This window comes from Prolinoborus fasciculus, from assembly GCF_056724605.1.
On sequence record NZ_JBWZQN010000005.1, the window covers coordinates 23,159 to 43,485 of the forward strand.

Annotated in this window: 16 protein-coding genes; all 16 read right to left on the minus strand. The window is 43.6% G+C overall.

All coding sequences use genetic code 11. From position 1 onward, the window contains the following. Positions 1–205 precede the first annotated feature (205 nt). The 16 genes from AC1P5O_RS01830 to AC1P5O_RS01905 all read right to left on the minus strand — a co-directional run bounded on the left by AC1P5O_RS01830 (position 206) and on the right by AC1P5O_RS01905 (position 20,301). Positions 206–2,212 carry an esterase/lipase family protein gene (locus AC1P5O_RS01830; protein WP_034436086.1) on the minus strand — a complete coding sequence of 669 codons (2,007 nt, stop codon included), beginning with the start codon at positions 2,210–2,212 and terminating at the stop codon, positions 206–208. Between the two features lie 120 nt (positions 2,213–2,332). After that, complete coding sequence (locus tag AC1P5O_RS01835) at positions 2,333–3,283, minus strand: ABUW_2363 family tetratricopeptide repeat lipoprotein (RefSeq protein ID WP_005263089.1); 951 nt, start codon at positions 3,281–3,283, stop codon at positions 2,333–2,335. Between the two features lie 117 nt (positions 3,284–3,400). After that, the gene (gene cysE / locus AC1P5O_RS01840; protein WP_499005552.1) at positions 3,401–4,327 is read right to left on the minus strand and encodes a serine O-acetyltransferase; all 927 of its coding nucleotides are present in this window, start codon (positions 4,325–4,327) and stop codon (positions 3,401–3,403) included. Continuing rightward, entirely contained in the window at positions 4,210–5,058 is an 849-nt protein-coding gene (locus tag AC1P5O_RS01845) for an RNA methyltransferase (protein WP_005263088.1), read from the minus strand. Before AC1P5O_RS01845 ends, cysE begins: the two co-directional genes overlap by 118 nt. Positions 5,059–5,095: 37 nt before the next feature. Next, complete coding sequence (gene dnaE, locus AC1P5O_RS01850; RefSeq protein WP_005263087.1) at positions 5,096–8,668, minus strand: DNA polymerase III subunit alpha; 3,573 nt, start codon at positions 8,666–8,668, stop codon at positions 5,096–5,098. 356 nt (positions 8,669–9,024) lie between these two features. Next, entirely contained in the window at positions 9,025–9,720 is a 696-nt protein-coding gene (locus AC1P5O_RS01855; RefSeq protein ID WP_004279923.1) for a methionine ABC transporter permease, read from the minus strand. Then, entirely contained in the window at positions 9,717–10,742 is a 1,026-nt protein-coding gene (locus AC1P5O_RS01860; protein ID WP_348942185.1) for a methionine ABC transporter ATP-binding protein, read from the minus strand. Before AC1P5O_RS01860 ends, AC1P5O_RS01855 begins: the two co-directional genes overlap by 4 nt. Before the next feature lie 76 nt (positions 10,743–10,818). Beyond that, positions 10,819–11,694 carry a MetQ/NlpA family ABC transporter substrate-binding protein gene (locus AC1P5O_RS01865; protein ID WP_005263086.1) on the minus strand — a complete coding sequence of 292 codons (876 nt, stop codon included), beginning with the start codon at positions 11,692–11,694 and terminating at the stop codon, positions 10,819–10,821. 602 nt (positions 11,695–12,296) lie between these two features. Beyond that, a complete protein-coding gene (locus tag AC1P5O_RS01870; RefSeq protein WP_005263084.1) occupies positions 12,297–12,854 on the minus strand; it encodes a GNAT family N-acetyltransferase in 558 nt (185 codons plus the stop codon). A 27-nt stretch (positions 12,855–12,881) separates the two neighbouring features. Next, positions 12,882–13,271, minus strand: a complete 390-nt coding sequence (locus AC1P5O_RS01875; protein ID WP_005263082.1) for a DUF4145 domain-containing protein — start codon at positions 13,269–13,271, stop codon at positions 12,882–12,884. A gap of 465 nt (positions 13,272–13,736) precedes the next feature. Beyond that, positions 13,737–15,020: a phosphoribosylamine--glycine ligase gene (gene purD, locus AC1P5O_RS01880; protein WP_005263077.1), complete on the minus strand. Its 1,284-nt coding sequence runs from the start codon at positions 15,018–15,020 to the stop codon at positions 13,737–13,739. Between the two features lie 127 nt (positions 15,021–15,147). Then, on the minus strand, positions 15,148–16,725 hold the full coding sequence (purH, locus tag AC1P5O_RS01885; RefSeq protein WP_318270586.1) for a bifunctional phosphoribosylaminoimidazolecarboxamide formyltransferase/IMP cyclohydrolase: 1,578 nt from the start codon (positions 16,723–16,725) through the stop codon (positions 15,148–15,150). 92 nt (positions 16,726–16,817) lie between these two features. Further along, positions 16,818–17,087 (minus strand): DNA-binding transcriptional regulator Fis, encoded by a 270-nt coding sequence (fis, locus tag AC1P5O_RS01890; protein ID WP_001086304.1) that lies wholly within the window; start codon positions 17,085–17,087, stop codon positions 16,818–16,820. Between the two features lie 398 nt (positions 17,088–17,485). Continuing rightward, positions 17,486–18,361 carry an MJ0042-type zinc finger domain-containing protein gene (locus AC1P5O_RS01895; protein ID WP_005263075.1) on the minus strand — a complete coding sequence of 292 codons (876 nt, stop codon included), beginning with the start codon at positions 18,359–18,361 and terminating at the stop codon, positions 17,486–17,488. Between the two features lie 15 nt (positions 18,362–18,376). Beyond that, the gene (gene prmA / locus AC1P5O_RS01900; RefSeq protein ID WP_004279896.1) at positions 18,377–19,282 is read right to left on the minus strand and encodes a 50S ribosomal protein L11 methyltransferase; all 906 of its coding nucleotides are present in this window, start codon (positions 19,280–19,282) and stop codon (positions 18,377–18,379) included. Positions 19,283–19,413: 131 nt separating this feature from the next. After that, positions 19,414–20,301: a bile acid:sodium symporter family protein gene (locus tag AC1P5O_RS01905; RefSeq protein WP_121980231.1), complete on the minus strand. Its 888-nt coding sequence runs from the start codon at positions 20,299–20,301 to the stop codon at positions 19,414–19,416. Positions 20,302–20,327: the final 26 nt, after the last annotated feature.

Genomic DNA, 20,327 nt, shown 5'->3' on the forward strand with positions numbered 1-20,327 from the left:
AATCTGCTGATTCAATTCAGCTTTAAAGCTGTATTGCAGCAAGTCTATCAAATTTAATTTTTAGAAAGAAATGAAATTCCAGATGAATCTTTAAGTCAGCGCTCAGATCTGTCGCTATGGCTTCTTATTCAGCATTATTTGCAATTTTAAAAAATAAACCACCGGATGCGAACATGCGGTGGCAAGTCTCAATCAAGACGATAGTTTATTCCGGATCATAAAGACCAAGATCGGTCAGATGTAATCTGAGAATCCGGCGTAATTCCAGTACGGCTTCAGGCGTTTCCTGAATCGAGTGGCCACCCTTAATGACTTTGCTAGATACAGCACCATTTAGGTAAGCACTCTCATATGAAACGATATCATCGCTCATGAGCTTGGTGTCTTGCGTATCTACGGTATTGCCGATAATCGAGTGAAATTTGATATCTTTAGAAGGCTGAATATCCTGGGTCAACGCCGTGAATTTTGAATTTTCACTCAGATCGCTTGGGCCATTTTGAATCAGGTCATGCCCCAGTTCTTTGACAAACTCGTTTAACCCGATCTGGCCTTGCAGGGTATCGGCAAAGGCACCCAAAAATGCACCCGGTATACGGATAATTTTACGGGCCAGTTTGGTATGCCAGCGGTCGGCATATTCTGTCCCACGATGTGGTGTCGCTAAGAAAATGGCCCGAGTGAAATTTGGAATAGGCCGCATTTGCAGGCGTGCTTTAAAGAGCGGGTTATCCTTAAATTGTGCAATGCGGGTATTTTGTACCAGCTTGAATGCATCTTGGGTAATATCGGCCTGACTGACCATTAAACGGGCAATCACACCTCCCATGCTATGTCCGACCAGTACCGCATCTTTTTTGGCTGGTGCATTGTTCGCGACCTGGGCAAAGCCTTGCTGAACCAGTGCATTAATTTGAAAACGGCTTTCCAGAATCGGCATATTAGTAGAATAAAATACCTGCCAGACCTGGAAATTTTCTCTTAATACCGGATCACCCATAATGTCGTTGGTCAGACGAATCCAGGCTTCAGGACTACTGGCCAGGCCATGAATCAATACCAGCACTTTCTTGTCCGGATTATAAGGTTCCAGCATGTACAGGTGCGGCATGCTCAGACTGTCTTCGCGATTAATCAGCGTCAGATAGGCTAAACGCCCCAGATTGTTCTCGGCCAGCCATAAACCGTAAGGTGCGGAAAAGTTGGCGGCTAGCGCATATTCTTTCGAAGCTACTTTGATCTTTTCATGTTTATAAGGGTCATACAGTTTCAGGTGAAACTCCGAAGTAGATAAAATCTGTTCAGTCGAATTCGCGGATTTTGGTACAGCAGTAATGGTGGTCGCCAGATAGCGTGCTGAATGAATGTTAGGATTTTTACCATTTGGATAGTTGTGCTTGAGCGGATCGACAATATATTTTTTATCCTGCTCGGTTTGCTGTGCTTCAGGTAAAACCACTAAAAATTCTGAACCAAAACCATCACGGCGGGTGATGGAACGTAGGCCGGAAAAGTTCATGTTATAGGTAGACATCAGCTGTTCAATGGTCTGGTTTTTCAGCTGCGGAAAATTTTCCAGATCAATGGTGTATACACTGTCACCGACCTGAATGCGCTGGCCGGACTGTTTGGCTTCATAACGTTCAGCATAGCGTTGAATCAGATGAGCAATTGCCAGGTTATAAAAGTCACGAATCTGGACCTGGCGGTTATCAAAAATACGCTCTTGCGGCGCACGCTCGGTTTTAAATAGATAGGCATAGCTATAACGAATGCTTTTATCCAGCATAGTGAGCTGCTGATCCAGACATTTCTGGATGTTCTGCTTGTGTTGTTGCTGTTTTTCCGGTGATCGGGTTTTGTTTAAAATTCCGGTGTTACATTCAGCAGACTTGGCATTTTGTAAGGAGTTGGCTAGATATAATTCACTTGCTGTAGAAAGCAATTGTTCATCTAAAATCTGGGGAATACTTTTCAGATCTTCCACACATTCTTCGGGCTGATCAATACAGATCTGAGCTTCAAGACCTGTCATGGACAACACATTCAGACTGGCTTCGCTAAGCTTGTCGCGGGTCAAGATACTGTCACGCTCATTGTTCAGCGTGACATTAATCGCCTGTTCCTTAACACTGACCACCTGACAGCCGCTGAGTATGCTGGTGATGAGTAAAGTGCACAGCATTAATCTTTTATTTATTTTTTCGTGCATAAAACTTTTCACTGAATTCAAGTTATAAAGCGGGATAATGTTTTGTATTTTACTAATTTTTTCCCATAAAAATAGACCGCCGTAGCAGTCTATTTGTAATCAAATTGAAGCGAATCTTGATTATGGGGTCACCGGTGCTGTTGCTGGGTCTGTAGCCGGAGCAGGTGTTGAGCTTTGCAGAATTTGCCAAACATTCCAGCGGCCATTTTTCTCAATTTCCTGAATCAGGCGGTCAGCCACTTCAGCTTCTTGCGGATATTTCACCTTATAGTTCGCCAAGGTTTGAGTGGCATTTTTCTTCTGTTCCAATGCAATATAGTTATTGGCTGCAGAAAGATAAGCCTCCTGAACGCCAGCTTTCATGGCTTTGTCCAGATAAGCGATGGCTTCACGTTGACCACCGCCTTCAGACAGACCAAAACCAAACCAGAAGTTGACCTCAGGATCTTCTGGATTAATTTTGAGAATACGCTGGGCATAGGTCAGGGAATTGGTGGTATAAACTGAACCCAGATCCAGGTTACGTGCCATCACGCTGGCTTTAAAAGCACGCATCAACACATCAAAAGAGGCATTTGGACGGGCCGCTAAAGTATCCAGTTGTCGGGTGACTTCACGCAATTTGGCTTCAAAACCACGGCGTTCCTGACGATCGCTGAAACGTGGTGGATAATGACGTGCCTTACCTTCGACCATTTGCAGGAAATCGTCAATTTCGGTGATATCGATTTCATTTGAATTGGCAAGTGCTGCATAACGCATTGCACGTGTATTGCTATCTACCACTGGAATAATCAGTTTATTCACATCCAGGGTCAGTTGCTTGGATGGATCATTAGGATCCGTCACCACCATCTTGGTTACAGGCTGCGCTGCAGCTTTTTTCAAATGCACTTCAAATTCAGGCGGTTCATTATAATTGAATGGATTTAAAGCATAAAATGGTGGGCTCAGTTCAGGCTCTACAAAAACCACTTGGTCCACAGGTTTCTCAGCAGATTTCTGAGGAGTGGTGGAACACGCAGTAATTGTGAATGCTAAGCAAGCAAGTGCCAAGGGCTTAAAGGTCATAATAGTCATCCATTCTGTTATTTTTAAAACATCTATTCAAAAATTGCATGATCGTCAGTCTATGAAAAGTATAACGATCATGCAAGTAAACCCGTGTTACAGAGTGAAGTGTGATATTCAGGCTTTGGATTGGCTGGTTTGCGCTTCACATTCACGGCGCGCTTCTTCCAGAATCTCCAACTCTTTTTTGCTCAAAGGCTGGCCATCCTGTTGCTGCTTGTTAAAGGTCGGATCTAACAAAGAAAGACGATTGCACAAGTTGTTCATGCGTTTTTCATTTTGCTGAATGCGATCCAGCAGAATCCGCATACCTTCTAAAATCGGATCAGACTGGTCTTCAGTCGCGGCATAGGGCTGGAAACCGATACTTTCGGCATAGTCACGACGACGGGCTTCAGCATCATCTTTGGGTTTGTCTTTAGTGATAAAACGTGCCGGGTTGCCCACCGCTGTGGCGTTCTCAGGAACCGCTTTGGTGACGACCGCATTAGAACCGACTTTGGCATTTTTACCCACGGTAAATGGCCCTAGAATCTTGGCACCAGCACCGACCACCACGCCATCTTCTAGGGTCGGATGACGTTTACCCTTATTCCAGGTCGTTCCGCCCAAAGTCACGCCGTGATAAAGCGTCACGTCATCGCCAATTTCAGCAGTTTCGCCAATGACCACACCCATACCGTGATCGATAAAGAAACGGCGGCCAATTTTTGCGCCGGGATGAATTTCAATGCCGGTGGCAAAGCGGCTAAACGAAGACAACGCACGCGCAGTTCCTTTACAGTCTTTATTCCATAGCTCATGTGCCATGCGATGCATGATCAGCGCATGAATGCCAGGGTAAGTGGTTAAGACTTCTAAGGTATTGCGTGCTGCAGGATCGCGCGCAAAGACAGCTTGTATATCTTCTTTGAGCTGTTTTAGCATTAGATTTGATCCTCGTCCTGTGATGATGTGTGTGAAGATTTTTTCCAGGTACCGTTGTTCAATGCCTGAACACGGCTGAAAATACCACGAAGTAAGTGATATTCCATACGATCTAATTGTATACGTCCAAAGAGGCGACGCAAGCGTAAAGGCAATAATCTTGGATTTTTTGGATCCATAAATTCAATTTCTGCCAGCATTTTTTCCAAATGCGGATAGAATTGTTCCATCTGGGCATGGTTGACCAAGGGTTCATCCCATTCCATTTCAATGCCATCAATGACTTGCATGGTCGCTTTAGCATCACGTGGCTGTTCAATTTGACTCATCGTCGCCATGCGCATCTCATAGCAGATCACCTGAATCGCCTGAGCTACATTCAGTACGCCATAATCAGTATTCACAGGAATAGTCAGGTGATAGTTGGCCATCGCCAGTTCTTCATTGGTCAGACCACGGTCTTCACGGCCAAATAAAATCGCAACTTCCTGCTGCTCTTGAACAACAGCGGTCATGGCTTTTTCTGCGGCAGGACGCACATCTAACAGCGGCCAGGGAATGGTACGGCTGCGTGCGCTGGTACCGAATACAATCTGACAGTCTTTAATGGCATCTTCCAGGCTTTCTACAATCTCGATCTGCTCGATCAGGTCAGTTGCACCCGCAGCCAGCGCATCAATATCCGGATGCGGATAGGTTTTCGGTGCCACCAGAACCAGTTTGGACAGGCCCATGGTTTTCATGGCACGTAAGGCACTGCCGATATTGGCAGGTAAAGTGGTATTGACCATGACAATACGCACATGGGAGAGATGTGCTGAAACAGCAGCATTGTCAATTTGACTCATGAGGATTCCAATTTTAAGGTGTTTTAAAGATCAGGATTTATGAATATTGCGGTTGGGATTCAGCCTGATACATTTCCAGTGCATCATCCATGCTCATGCCTGCAGGCGGCGGAGGAATATCCACCGGCTTGGCCTGTTCATAGAACACGGCTTTGGCAGCTTTGGACTTGACCTGGTATTCAATATGCAAGGCTTCTTTACCAAAATAATCACGCAATTTGGCTAGGAGCTCATCCAGTGGGGCGACTTTCCAGTTGAGACCCAGATGCAGTTCAGTCGTGGCATACGGATAGTCCAGATATAGAATCACCGGAATATGTGCGGACATATCGACATTGCAATAAGGAGTCAGAATTTGCTGCAGGTCACGGCTCAAGCTCTTACTGAAATGCTCGGCTGTGAGGGTGATCTTGATGCTATTGGCACGTTTCTGGCGAATTTCATTCAGGCTAAATGCCTTGGTGAGGCGTCCCATCGGACGGTCAAAGCCTTCACGCTCATAGATTTCGCCTTCAATCACCACCACTTTATCGAGCTGGATAATCTCTTTAAAGCGGTTGAAGCGTTCGTGATTGGCTGAAATCTCAATCCGTGCCGTACCATCATCTAGGGTCATCATCATCCGGTTCGGGAAGTTGGCAATATCTACCACCAGTCCTGCAAACACGGTGGTTACACCACGGCGGGTCGGCGTTAGCTCATTGATCTGACTAGGCACAAAGGCTTTCAGCTCATTGCGATACACATCAATCGGGTGGCCGGTCAGATACAGACCAAGTGTGTCTTTCTCACCTTTCAGGCGAACTTCATCCGCCCAAGGTTTGACGGGTTTAGATGGCTTGCGCTGAACTTCTTCCACTTCGCCAAACAAGTCCATGATGCCGGTTTCACGGTTGGAACGTGCCTGTTCCGCAGCTTGAACCGCTTCAGGCAGTTGCGCCATCAGGTCGGCACGATCAATGCCTAAGCAATCCAGTGCACCTGAGCGAATCAGTGCTTCCAGGGTGCGCTTATTGATTTTTTTCAGGTCAATACGATGACAGAAATCAAATAAGTCACGGAATGGACCTTCTTGCGCACGTGAGTCAATCACCGATTGCATCGCCGCTTCACCGACGCCTTTGATTGCCCCCAGACCATAGACAATAGTTTGCTCATCAGTGGCATGGAATTGATACAGCGACATATTCACTGACGGCGGCAAAACTTCCAGATTATTCTTGCGACAGTCATCAATCAGAAATACCACGTTGTCGGTGTTCTGCATCTCCGAGGTCAATACCGCAGACAGGAATTCCGCCGGATAATGCGCTTTTAGCCATGCAGTTTGGTAAGCAACCAAAGCATAGGCAGCCGCATGCGATTTGTTAAAACCATAGCCGGCGAACTTTTCCATATAGTCGAAGATATGGTTGGCGGTAGCTTCATCAATGTCTTTTTTCGATGCACCTTCAATAAAGATCTGGCGCTGTTTGACCATCTCTTCCGGTTTTTTCTTACCCATGGCCCGACGTAACAAGTCCGCGCCACCGAGGGTATAGCCAGCACAGTATTGTGCAGCCTGCATGACCTGTTCCTGATACACCATAATCCCGTAGGTGGGTTCTAGTACGCCTTCAAGTAATGGATGCAAATATTCAAAATCACCACCATGCATCCGGTGAATAAAGTCAGGAATCAGATCCATCGGGCCTGGACGGTACAGCGACACGAAAGCAATAATTTCTTCAAACTTGCTCGGGCGTGCCTCTTTCAGCATCTTTTTCATGCCCACGGATTCAAACTGGAATACCGCGGTGGTGTTAGCATTGGCAAAGACCAGATATGCGTCTTTATCCTCAAGCGGGATATAGGCAATATCTAAAGGTTTATCCGCTTTGATGCGTTTATTAATATTTTTAACCGCATCTTCAATCACCGTCAGGTTACGCAAACCCAAGAAGTCAAACTTCACCAGACCTGCAGATTCGACATCGTCTTTATCGAACTGTGCCACGCGTCCGGTACCATCGGCATCACACATGACCGCAGAGAAATCGGTAATTTTGGTTGGCGAGATCACCACACCACCGGCGTGTTTACCGGTGTTTCGGGTAATACCTTCCAGTTTCAGTGCCATTTCCCAGATTTCGGCTGCATCGTCATGGTCTGGATTGGATGGATTGGTGACGATATCTTTAAGCTGGGGTTCAGCTTCTAGTGACTCAAGCAGGCTTAGACCTAAAGGCTTGGTCGGAATCATTTTCGAGATACGATCCGCCAAGCCATAAGATTTACCCAAAACGCGCGCAACATCACGAATCGCACCTTTGGCCGCCATAGTGCCGAATGTTGCAATCTGGGAGACCGCATCACGGCCATAGGTACGTGCTACATAGTCAATCACGCGGTCACGGCCTGCGATACAGAAATCGACGTCGAAGTCGGGCATCGAAACACGTTCCGGGTTCAGGAAACGTTCGAACAGCAGTTCATAACGCAGCGGGTCAAGATCGGTAATTTTTAAGCTATAGGCGACCAGTGAGCCTGCACCCGAACCACGGCCCGGACCTACCGGGACGCCGTTACTTTTCGACCACTGAATGAAGTCCATCACGATCAGGAAGTAGCCGGGAAATCCCATCGAGTTAATGATATTAATCTCGTATTCGATTCGCTCATCATAAGGCTTGCGAATCTCTGGCCAGTCTTCATCACGTTGTTCAGGCGGATACAGGAAATTCAGACGTTCTTCCAGACCTTCTTTGGACAAGTGTGCAAAGAAAGTATCAATGGTATGACCTTCAGGAATCGGATAATCCGGCAGAAAGTATTGACCCAGTCGCAATGTGACATTACAGCGTTTGGCAATGTGGTAGGTGTTCTCAATCGCAGAGGGAATATCCGAGAACAGCGCCGTCATTTCTTCAGCAGATTTGAAATATTGTTCAGGTGAATAGGTTTTAGGGCGGCGATTATCACCGAGCACGTAACCATCGGCAATACATACCCGCGCTTCATGCGCTTCATAATCGTCACGGGTCATGAAGTGCACATCATTATGTGCAACCACACCGATATTGTATTTTTTTGCCAGCTTCACGGCTTCCAGAATGAAGTTGTCTTCATCCGGACGATTGGTGCGGGTCAGGGCAAGATAAACACGATTGCCAAATTTTTCGACCCATTCTTCTAGCAGCGGTTCCGCTTTTTGCGGATTTGAACTCATCAGCATTTTGCCGACATCGGAATGCATGCCGAGCAGGGCAATCATGTCCTCAGACTGATTTAAAATCCATTGTTTTTGAACGCAGGGGATATCCAGTTGCTGACCACTGATAAAGCCTTCAGATACCAGTTCAGTCAGGTTGCGCCAGCCGGTATTGGTCATGGCCAATAAGGTCATGCGATGTTCGGCATCATTCAGGCGAATTTCGGAACCCAGAATCGGCTTGATTCCTTTGCCCAAACATTTGCCATAGAACTTGACGGCAGCATGCAGGTTAGAAAGATCCGTGAGCGCAAGGGCAGGCATCTGTTCTTTTTCGGCAGCTTTGACCAGGTCAGGTATCCGTACGATGGATTCAGTAATCGAAAATTCTGTATGAATACCAAGATGAACAAAGTGCATAGATGAGTCCCTGCTAAAACCATTGAATAGTTTAACATGGGATTTATTGTTTCAGTTTGAAAATGAGGGGAAATGGCTAACTTTTAGGTCAAGTTTGAATTTGATTTTTTAAGCTGATTATTTAGTTAGTTGTTAGAAGATATTTTCTTTTACTTTTGACGGGGCAAAAGTAACAAAACCCCTTTGTTGATCTGATGGCACTTCCATGTGCCACAGACCAACGGGCGACTTCCTGTCGCCGTGGCACGTATCAAATAGTTGCCGGACTTTACTTTGAAATAATGAGAAAGGGTTTGTAAGTATTAAAAACAATAAAACCCTCAAAAAGAGGGATTTATTCATACATAAAAACTAGCTTAACGAAGTCGGGATAACCAGTCACCGAGGCTTTGTACAATCTGCACCAGAATCAGTAATACGATCACCGTCATGATGACAACAGAGGTATCAAAACGCTGATAACCATAAGAAATCGCTAAGTCACCAATACCACCCGCACCGACTGCACCCGCCATTGCCGTGGCACCAATCAAACTGATGGTGGCGGTGGTCAGGTTAAGAATCAGGGAACTACGCGCTTCCGGCAGAATAAACTTAAATATAATCTGCATTGGCGTCGCGCCCATGGCTTGGGCAGATTCGATAATACCTTCATTCACTTCAAGCAAAGATGTTTCAATCAGGCGACCAATGTATGGGCCGACATAAATGGTCAATGGAACAATTGCTGCCCATGTACCAATCGATGTACCAACGATTAACTTGGTCAGTGGAATGACTGCAATTAGCAGGATAATAAACGGCAGCGAACGCAGCGCATTCACAATAGGATTGAGACCGTGATAAATCACACGATTCGGCAGAATTCCATTCGGACGTGTCACCAGCAGAGTAATCGCCTGAATGAAGCCCCAGATACAGCCAAACAGCATCGCGAAGAACACCATATGAAAGGTTTCTTGCAATGCTGTCACAAACTGATCTATCGACAGGGAGCTTTTCCAGAACGGCGCCGTGATCGTTGTCAGCCACTGTACAATTAAATCTCTCATGCCTGTACTCCCGCCTGATCGACTTGTACGCCGTGTTGTTCAAGGAATTTTATTGCTGCTTGAATTTCTTGTGCATCACCCAGTAGCTGAATAAACATCTGGCCAATCACCGTGCCATTAATTTCGGTCATATTGGCAAACAGAATATTTAAACTGATATCAAACTGTTTAATCACCGCTTGAATCACGGTTTCCTGTGCCGAGCTACCAAGGAATTTCAGGCAATAAATACTGTTGTGGTTCTGGTTTTCCAGATTATTCAGAATATTGACTGGTAAATGCTGCTGTAATACGGTCTGAATAAAATTCTTGGTCGTCGGGTGCTGGGGCTGACTGTATATTTGTAAGGTACTGCCGGTTTCAATCACATCACCTTTTTCCATCACGGCGACATAATCACACACGGTTTCAATTACATCCATTTCATGGGTAACCATAACAATGGTGATGCCTTGTTCTTCATTAATTTTTTTAAGTAGCTGTAGAACAGATTTGGTGGTTTGTGGATCAAGTGCAGAAGTCGCTTCATCACAGAGTAAAATTTTTGGATGATTGGCAAGGGCACGGGCAATACCAACACGCTGCTTTTGACCGCCAGACAATTCATCTGGAAAAGCATGACGTTTATGTTTTAGGTCAATAAAGTCTAATAATTCTTCGAGGCGCTTTTCCCGTTCTGCCTTGCTCCAGCCTAGGAGTTTCATGGGCATTTCGATATTGGCTGCCACGGTTTTGGTTTGCATTAAATTGAAATGCTGGAAAATCATGCCGATGCTGGCACGTTCTTGACGCAATGCTTTGGCATCCAGTGCGGTAAAATCTGTTCCGTTAATGATAATCCGGCCTGAGCTTGGGCGCTCAAGCAGGTTGATCAGACGGATGAGGGTGCTTTTACCGGCACCACTATAACCGATGATGCCAAAAATACTGCCGGTTGGAATCTGAAGATTAATCTGATTCAAGGCATGCAAGGTTTGACCCTTAAGCTCATACTGTTTTGAAATATCTTTAAATTCAATCATAGTGTCAAAAACTGCATCACGGATAAAAAAACAGGCAAGAAATCGTCCTTGCCTGTTCTAAAAGTCTATTATAGTACTATTTTGATTCAGTTAAATACGTCACAGGTTTGTTTACCGCAACTTTCGTACCACCAAAATGTTCATCAACATATGCTTTTACTGCTGGCGTATGATACAACGCACCCACTTTTTGCAGGACTGGATCGTTTTGACGGTCTGCTGCAACAGCTAATACGTTGACATTCATTTTTGTGCTTTGATCGATTGGCTCATAGTAAATCGCATCTTTCAATACGTTTAAACCACCTTCCATTGCCAGGGTATTGCCCAGCACAATCGCATCAACTTCATCTTTTACACGTACTGCAGTCGCCATTTGAATTGGCTTAATCACGATTTGTTTTGCATTTTCGGTCACATCAGAAGTTGTACCTTTGACATTGTCAAAACCAGCTTTTAATTTAACTAGGCCTGCTGATTGTAAAAGTAATAATGCACGTGATTCGTTTGCGCCGTCGTTAGGAATAGCAATGGTTGCACCAGTTTTAAACTCGTTTAAAGATTTCACTTTGCTTGAGTAAATACCCATTGGCTCTAAATAAGTGGTAGATAGAGGTACAATTTTGGCTGTGTTGGCATCGTTGTAAGCCACCATATAGGCATAAGACTGGAATGCATTCACATCAATTTCTTTGTTGGCTACTGCCGTGTTCATTGACACATAGTCAGTAAAATTTTTCACATCAAGTTTGATACCGGCTGCTTTGGTTTCAGGCAGGGTCGCGATATAACGCCATACGTCTGCATCTGAACCGGTCGAAGCCATAGTTACAGTTTGAAGACCATTAGCATCTTTGCTTTGCGCTGCATCAGTGGCAGGCGCTTCTTGTTTACCACACCCAGTTAAAGTCAATACAGAGGCACTTAAGATAACGCCAAGTAACTTTTTCATGAAATTGTCCTAATTCTATTCTTGCCTAAAGTATAAGCATTTTTAAATCGTGTTAAATAAGAGTTTTATTACGATCTAAGTAGGTGGCTTGATCATTGCTGAGGAGGGCTTGAGATCGGAAGATGCAAGCGTGCAGCAACAGTTCTGGTGAACTTGATCAAGTCAGAGGCAGCCCAAATCTGATGTACTTGATCTATTTTGGAGAGAGAAAATAGATATTTTATAAGTACATGCCAAGGTTTATGTGCTCTGAAGTTGCGGATATCATAGCAATAAATCTATATTCGATATACTGGATAAAAAAGCCTTGCTTATCTCTTTAGTCGAATATAAAAAAAGATCTTTTAAAGAAAATATTAATTAAAACAATATATTATTTATATTGAAAATATAGTTTTAATAGATGTGTCTAAATAGTGATCTTTATAAGATTTTTTAAGATAGAAATATGAAAAATGCATATAGATAAATATAAAAAATATGTGATTTTTGGGAAATTAAGAAAATCCTATCATTAACGAGATAAATCTTTCCTTTATATTAACTTAAGCGAGTCAGTATCTGATCTTGGTTTCCTCTGGTCATGATATTACAAGCTTGTTTTAACAGAAGGGAATATGCAGATAATCCGAACGCTGTTTTTTGTAGAGTACGTGTCTACACAAGATATGATCGGCAGGTACAAGCGGATGATCAAACTCTCCCACTTTTTCTAAGCCAATGTTTTGCATGACACGTTCTGATGGCGTGTTGACGCATGCAGTAAAAGAAATGACTTTTTCAAGTCGTAGAGTTCTAAAGGCATATTTCAGTACCGCTTTGGCTCCTTCAGTGGCATAGCCTTGATTCCAGTATTGCGGTAGCAAGCGCCAGCCAATTTCAGGGGCATCGGCAATTTCAAGTTCAAATGGATGCACGTGTAAGCCGATAAAACCGATGAATTCGCCTGTAGCTTTGAGTTCTACGGCAAAGAGTCCCCATCCACGTGTTTCTATGGCAGTACGAATACGTTCAATAAATGCAGTTGCTTCAGTCGCATCGAGTTTTTTAGGGAAGTAGCGCATGACCTCGTCATCTGCACACATTTGGATAAATGGCGCAGTGTCGGAGTCTTGCCATTGGCGCAGGATCAGGCGAGGGGTTTGAAGGTGAATAGTCATTAGGTATCTTAATTTGGTTACGATTTTTTAGTTTCGTTTAGGGATTTGCTCTTTAAACTCATTAAACTGTTTCGTTTTATAGTCCAAAGATATTATATCCTCGACTACGTCTAAAAATGTTTTTACCATTTCCTCTTCAGGTCTAAAGCCTCTATGGTTAGAAGCATTTCCACCCTCAATAATCGTATTTAATATTTCATATTGTGTCTTACTAATATGTTTGTCCTCTAACATTTTTTTGAGCTTTCTTTCAAATCCTCCTATATCGCCTACTTTTTTTACTAAGTATCTATCTATTAGAGTTCGAATTCCTGAAAGAGCTAAAATAAATAATCCTTTTTCGTAGGCTGAAATGACTTCAAAGAAGAGCAACAGATCATCTTTAGGTAGATCGAAAGACCATTTTTTTTCATGCAATAATGATTTGTTGAATCTGGGAAAACTCGTACTTGATATCTAATAAGATTCGCATTTCCCTAAGTTCTCTAAATCAGATTTTATTGAAGCCCATTTTTGGCTAGTGTTCTCATCAATATCTTTTACATGAAATGAGTCTAAATGTAATGATGGCGCATTACATTTTTGACATTGGGTGAACTGGTAGGCATCAATGCTGTAAGTCCATAGTGAGGTTGCTTGATCAGTCGTTATATTTTTTGAAAAACCTTCGATAACTCTTGGGTGGATTGTTAAATTCAATCTATTTTGTGGAGTATCGTGCTTACATTCCCAGCAATATTTCCAAATATACATATATTCAACTTCTTATTTTAGTGATGTGCAAAAGAGTAAATTATTTATAGGCGTATGAATAGTTCTGTGGATTGTATAAGCAAATAAAAAAACCCCGAAAGAATCGGGGTTTTTTATACTTAAATAAAATTAAGCATTTTCACGCACAATCGCACGGTAACCAATGTCTTTACGATATTGAACGCCGTCGAACGTTACTTTTTGGCAAAGTTCTAAAGCTTTTGCTTGTGCTTCACCAATGGTATTACCCAGTGCAGTCACGCAAAGTACACGACCACCAGCAGTGACGATATCGCCATTTTCATTGGCTTTAGTACCTGCATGGAACACTTTCGCATCAGTCATTTCAGTGTCTAAGCCTGAAATCACATCACCATTGCTTGAAGTTTCTGGGTAGCCTTTTGACGCTAAAACGATACCAACAGTCTTGCGCTCATCCCATTCAGCTTCAGCAGGTAAGTTACCTGCAATACCAGCTTCAACGAGATCCACCAAAGATGATTTTAAACGCATCATGATCGGTTGAGTTTCAGGGTCACCAAAACGACAGTTAAACTCGATTACTTTTGGTTGACCTTTGTCGTCAATCATCAAGCCAGCGTATAAGAAACCAGTGTAAACGTGACCGTCTTTTTTCATACCTTCAACGGTAGGACGCATCACTTCATTCATGGTTTTTTCAAACACATCAGCAGTCACAACAGGTGCAGGAGAGTAAGCACCCATACCGCCGGTGTTCGGACCTTGGTCGCCTTCAAAAATACGCTTATGGTCTTGCGATGTTGCCATTGGCAAGATGTTGTCGCCATCAATCATACAAATGAAAGATGCTTCTTCACCCGCAAGGAATTCTTCGATCACAACGCGAGAACCTGCATCGCCAAACTTGTTACCTGCAAGCATGTCATCAATTGCTGCAAATGCTTCTTGATTGGTCATGGCAACGATTACGCCTTTACCTGCAGCAAGACCATCAGCCTTGATCACGATTGGCGCACCATTTTTCTCAACAAATGCTTTCGCAGCATCTACTTCAGTAAATACGTCATAGAAAGCCGTTGGAATGTTATGGCGTTTAAGGAAGTGTTTAGCGAATGCTTTAGAGCCTTCAAGCTGCGCAGCAAATTGAGTTGGACCCCAAATTTTAACGCCAGCTTCACGGCATGCATCTACAACACCATTTACAAGTGGTGCTTCAGGACCAACAACCACTAAATCAACCGCATTGCTTTTTGCAAAGTCGATAATCGCAGCATTGTCTAAAATATTTAAGGCAACATTTTCGCATTTATTTTCTGTTGCAGTACCTGCATTACCCGGTGCTACAAATACTTTTGCGACTTTATCATCTTGCGCGATTTTCCATGCAAGTGCATGTTCACGACCACCATTACCCAAAACTAAAATATTCATTAAAAAAAATCCTTCTGAAATAGAATCCCCCTAAATCCCCCTTTGATAAAAGGGGGACTCCCTTCGCTCTACTATGATATAGAAAACCCTCCTTTATTAAGGAGGGCTAGGGAGGATTTAAAATTAATTAGTGACGGAAGTGACGCATACCAGTAAACACCATTGCAATACCAGCTTCGTCAGCCGCAGCAATCGTTTCTTCATCACGCATAGAACCACCCGGTTGGATAATGCATTTGATACCCGCTTTCGCAGCGTTATCAATACCATCACGGAATGGGAAGAATGCGTCAGATGCCATTACCGCACCTTCAACTACTAAGCCAGCATGTTCAGCTTTGATTGCAGCAATACGAGCTGAGTTTACACGGCTCATTTGGCCAGCGCCGACACCAATGGTTTGACGGTTTTTAGCATACACAATCGCGTTAGATTTTACGTATTTCGCTACTTTCCAAGCGAAGATCATGTCATCGATTTCTTGTTCAGTCGGCGCACGTTTGGTGACTACTTTAAGATCATCTTTAGTGATCATGCCCAAGTCTTGATCTTGAACTAACAAACCACCGTTTACGCGTTTGTAGTCAAGTTGCGATTGACGCGCATCGATTGCTGGAAGTTCGCCACATACAAGTACGCGTACGTTTTTCTTCGCGCCTGTTACTTCAAGAACGCCTTCAGCAACGCTCGGTGCAATGATCACTTCAACGAATTGACGATCTACAATCGCTTGTGCAGTTGCAACGTCTAATTCACGGTTGAATGCAATGATACCACCGAAAGCAGATTCAGGATCTGTTGCATACGCAAGATCATAAGCTGCTTGAATACCGTCTAAAGATACTGCAACGCCACATGGGTTAGCGTGTTTAACGATCACACAAGCAGGCTTCGCAAATGATTTCACACATTCAAGTGCTGCATCAGTATCTGCGATGTTGTTATAAGAGAGTTCTTTACCTTGAAGCTGTTTCGCTGTTGAAACAGAAGCTTCAGTCGCTGTGTCTTCTACATAGAATGCAGCAGCTTGATGCGGGTTTTCACCGTAACGAAGGTCTTGAACTTTGTTCAATTGAGTATTGAAAGTACGTGCAAATTTGTCTGCCTGACCTTCTTCTTTACCTACGCGAGCGCCTAAGTAAGATGCGATCATGCCGTCATATTGAGCAGTATGTTCAAATGCTTTTACTGCTAGGTCAAAACGAGTTGCATGAGATAAAGCACCCTCAGCTTTAAGCTCGGCAACGACAGTTGCATAGTCAGAAGCATTTACGATGATACCTACAGATGCATGGTTTTTTGCTGCAGCACGAACCATGGTAGGACCACCGATGTCGATGTTTTCGATAGCATCAGCAAGTGAACAGTTTGGTTTGGCTACCGTTGCAGCAAATGGATAAAGGTTTACAACGACTAAATCAATAGCATCAATGTTGTGTTCAGCCATCACAGCTTCGTCTAGACCACGACGAGCCAGGATACCCCCATGAATTTTTGGATGTAGTGTTTTTACACGGCCGTCCATCATCTCTGGAAAACCTGTATGCTCCGAAACTTCAACTACAGCCACATTATTGTCTTTCAACAATTTGTAGGTACCACCTGTAGATAAAATTTCTACCCCTAGAGCAGCAAGTTCTTGTGCAAATTCAACAATACCAGTCTTGTCAGACACAGAGATTAAAGCGCGTTTAATAGTCATGATCTTCGTCACAGTTTTCAAGGAACAGAATAAAACAAAATCAGCAATTTACAGGTTAAAAAAAATGCCTGCGGAAGCCGCAAGCATTTTATCATTTATTCACTCATTAAACCGTGAGCTTTTAACTTTTTACGTAAAGTACCACGGTTGAGTCCGAGAATCTCGGCAGCACGTGTTTGGTTACCACGTGTATATTCTAGAACTACAGATAGAAGAGGTTTCTCCATTTCTGCTAGCACCATGTCGTATACCTGAGATGGTTGCTCGCCCTGCAGTTGTGCAAAATAGTGGCGAACTGCGCGATCTACGTGGATACGTAAAGCAACATCAGATTGTGCAGTAAAAATAGGAGATTTGCTATTCATGCGAATTAATCCGAAAAACAGATATCACTTGGGTAAAGTGATATATAAAAGTGGTCTAGAAATTGAAATGAACTCCATTTTAGATCCTAAAACGGAAGTTCTAAAACTTAGTCATTACATTGAGCCTGTAGCTTGACACATCTCTGCGATTTGGTCGAAAAATAAGCGTAACAATAGTTAAAGTTTTGTTACTGACCAAAATCAAAACAAAAAAATCTGCACGATACGCAATAAATTTTATAGCGCATTAGGCAAGACTGTATTTGTTGTGAAAAAGTCGCGAGGAGTTGCAGCACATAGCTTTCGTGGCGCGTATCATACCATTGTCTAAGCAAAAGTGAGCAAGAAAACTGCATTTTTTTTAACTTTTTTTAATTTTTTAATGCTTTCTCAGCAGATTAGGGGCGAATTATTTCCAAAGTATAGCGATCAAAGCTTTTACGATCGACTGGAAGCTTAAATTTGAATTTAAACGGGCTGTTTTTTGGGATGCGCTGAATATTGACCAGACTTTCAATCAGGTACTCTTCGGAGGACAGGTTATAAGTTGCAATCACTTCACCGCGATGTTCCAGATTGATTCTTAAAATCGGTAAGGCCAGGCTACGGTCATGAAAATTGATCAGCTCACCGCTAAACTCAGCTTCATTATTACCGGTTGCCTTGATTTTGACTTTATTGGCCTGAATCAGTGTGTAGTATTTTTCCAGATTGGAACAATTAAACACTTCACAGGCAGTGTTAAAGGCCAGGCTCATAACGTGACTGTTTTTGATGTATTGCGGATTGAACCAGAAGAATTGAAACATCAGCAGGCTGAACAGTGACAGATTGAGTAAACTCCAGCCTATATAGTACATTGGCCCGCGTTTAGTCTGTTTTTCTGCCTGATCTTCCCAATTCATGCTCGGTAATACTGAAATTGGCTCGGTACTGAAATAATTCAGGTTATTTAAATAGGTTTCCAGGTCAATATTGGAATGTTCAACTTTTTGATCAAAAATCTGTAGCAGGCTATGACGATGCTGCTGATCCGTGTGATAAACACCTGGTCTATTTTGAGCATCAGTTTTGCTGAATTCGCTGGAGTTCGACTGAGCCTGAGACATTGGGGCGGTGACCGAATTCCGGGTTTCGGTCACCAAATGCGATAAGGCATTAAACGAAGTAGTACATTTGGGACAGCAAACCATACCCTGCGCAACGGTGAGTTGAGCAACTGTGACCTTATAGGTGGTGGAACAGGTAGGGCAATGGGTTCTTTTGTCACTCATGGATTATTTATAGGCTCATTCGTTCTTATGGCGTTTACCCGAGATACGGCACCAGTGCTCATCTCGTTTTTCTACCTCTAATATATCAAAATAATTTGAGTAAATGCTAGTAACATCAGCAACTTGCTCTTCAATAACACCCGCAAGTGCGAACTGTCCCTCAGATTTAATTAAAGTTGCGAACTCAGGAGCCAGCATCATTAGTGGTGCTGCCAGAATATTGGCAACAAATACGTCAGCTTTGGTATTGCCGAGTTCATCTCTAAATTCTTCTGGCAGTCCGACATAAAGCTTGTCCAGTACGCCATTCAGTTCAGCGTTTTGCTGAGTCGCCAGTACAGCTTGTGGATCGATATCCGTGGCATATGCTTTTTTCGCACCTAATAAGAGTGCAGCTACCGCGAGAATGCCTGAGCCACAGCCATAATCGATGACAATTTTATCTTTCACATTAATTTTGCCGAGCCATTGTAAGCACAGGAAAGTTGAAGCGTGGTTGCCTGTTCCGAAAGCCAGCCCTGGATCAAGCTTGATGTTTACCGCATCGGCATCAGGTGCTTCCATCCATTCGGGTACGATCCAGTATTTATCAGCAATCTGAATTGGCTCATAGGCATCCATCCAGGTGCGTTCCCAAGCCTGATCTTCAATCAGTTCATGACGGATCGGAGCATCTGGCATTTGTGCACGAATAAAGGTTTCTAGTGCGGTAACATCAATTTCTTCGCCTTCTTCCTGCGCATAAATACCGGTCACAATCACTTTATTCCAGAGTGGTGTTTCACCTGGAAGTGGTTCCAGCAAATCCTGGTTTTCAGCATCATCCAAAGTCACACTCACTGCGCCTAGCGAGCTGAGTAATGTCTCAGTAAAATCAACCTGAGCCTGTTCAACCGTAATATGAATTTGTAACCACTTCACAGAAATAACCTTTATACATTTTTCAAAAAGCTATTGTAACGGAAGTTCAGACTCAACGCTGCTATCTTCTTGATCCATTCCCAAAATAAAAAGGATGCCTGAGGCATCCTTTGAACAGTTCCAGAGCTTATCTAGTCCAGATTCGTTAAAGGTGTTTGCGCCGGGAGTGGTGCAAGCCGGTTCAACAGACTGCCAAAAATTGCAGCAAAGATATACATAAAGATAGAATAAACCGCGGCTGGCATCGCCACAGCAGCACTGCCAATCACGGTCAGGGCAATGGTCATGGCGAGGGTGCTGTTATGAATGCCAATTTCAAATGCACTGGCACGGGCTTGAGCGCTATTAATATTCAGTAGTCGCGGAATCAGATAACCAATACTCAGGCTCAGGATGCAGAACAAGGCAGTCGCCAGACCCACCTGGGTCAAGTATTCACCGATATTGCTGCGCTCTTTGATGAGTGTGGCAATAATAATCAGCACCAAAAAGCCAATCGAAAAAATCCGCAGCGGCCGATTCAGTTTTGCTGTCACGCCTGGTGCATAGCGCCGAATCAACATGCCAATTCCCACCGGAATCAGGATGATCGCAAAGACTTGCAGAATCTTGCCGAATTGCAGGCCAACTTGCTGGCTATCCTGCATAAAATGCATGATCGAAAAATTAATAATTAAAGGTAAGGTAATCGCTGCGATGACTGAGTTGATAGCAGTCAAAGTGATATTGAGGGCTAAGTCACCTTTAAACAGATAGCTAAACAGGTTGGCTGTTGCATCCCCGGGCGAAGCCGCCAAGAGCATCAACCCGACTGAGAGTAATGGGGTTAAAGCGAATAGCTTGCAGAGTAAAAAGGCAATGCCAACCAGAATAACCAGTTGGCAGAACAATGCTATAAATACGGCTTTGGGGTGACGAGTGACACGGCTAAAGTCCCGAGGCGTCAGTTCAAGGCCCAGTCCCATCATGATGATTGCAAGTGCCAGCGGCAGTAATATCGTTATAAGGCCAGAATCCATCTGTATGCTCCTTGTCGAAAATTGTT

Bases quoted from the DNA above. Each gene is read 5' to 3' on its own strand.
- AC1P5O_RS01830 (WP_034436086.1), bottom strand. From the start codon at position 2,212: ATGCACGAAAAAATAAATAAAAGATTAATGCTGTGCACTTTACTCATC.
- AC1P5O_RS01835 (WP_005263089.1), bottom strand. From the start codon at position 3,283: ATGACCTTTAAGCCCTTGGCACTTGCTTGCTTAGCATTCACAATTACT.
- AC1P5O_RS01845 (WP_005263088.1), bottom strand. From the start codon at position 5,058: ATGAGTCAAATTGACAATGCTGCTGTTTCAGCACATCTCTCCCATGTG.
- dnaE (WP_005263087.1), bottom strand. From the start codon at position 8,668: ATGCACTTTGTTCATCTTGGTATTCATACAGAATTTTCGATTACTGAA.
- AC1P5O_RS01855 (WP_004279923.1), bottom strand. From the start codon at position 9,720: ATGAGAGATTTAATTGTACAGTGGCTGACAACGATCACGGCGCCGTTC.
- AC1P5O_RS01860 (WP_348942185.1), bottom strand. From the start codon at position 10,742: ATGATTGAATTTAAAGATATTTCAAAACAGTATGAGCTTAAGGGTCAA.
- AC1P5O_RS01865 (WP_005263086.1), bottom strand. From the start codon at position 11,694: ATGAAAAAGTTACTTGGCGTTATCTTAAGTGCCTCTGTATTGACTTTA.
- AC1P5O_RS01870 (WP_005263084.1), bottom strand. From the start codon at position 12,854: ATGACTATTCACCTTCAAACCCCTCGCCTGATCCTGCGCCAATGGCAA.
- purD (WP_005263077.1), bottom strand. From the start codon at position 15,020: ATGAATATTTTAGTTTTGGGTAATGGTGGTCGTGAACATGCACTTGCA.
- fis (WP_001086304.1), bottom strand. From the start codon at position 17,087: ATGAATAGCAAATCTCCTATTTTTACTGCACAATCTGATGTTGCTTTA.
- AC1P5O_RS01895 (WP_005263075.1), bottom strand. From the start codon at position 18,361: ATGAGTGACAAAAGAACCCATTGCCCTACCTGTTCCACCACCTATAAG.
- AC1P5O_RS01905 (WP_121980231.1), bottom strand. From the start codon at position 20,301: ATGGATTCTGGCCTTATAACGATATTACTGCCGCTGGCACTTGCAATC.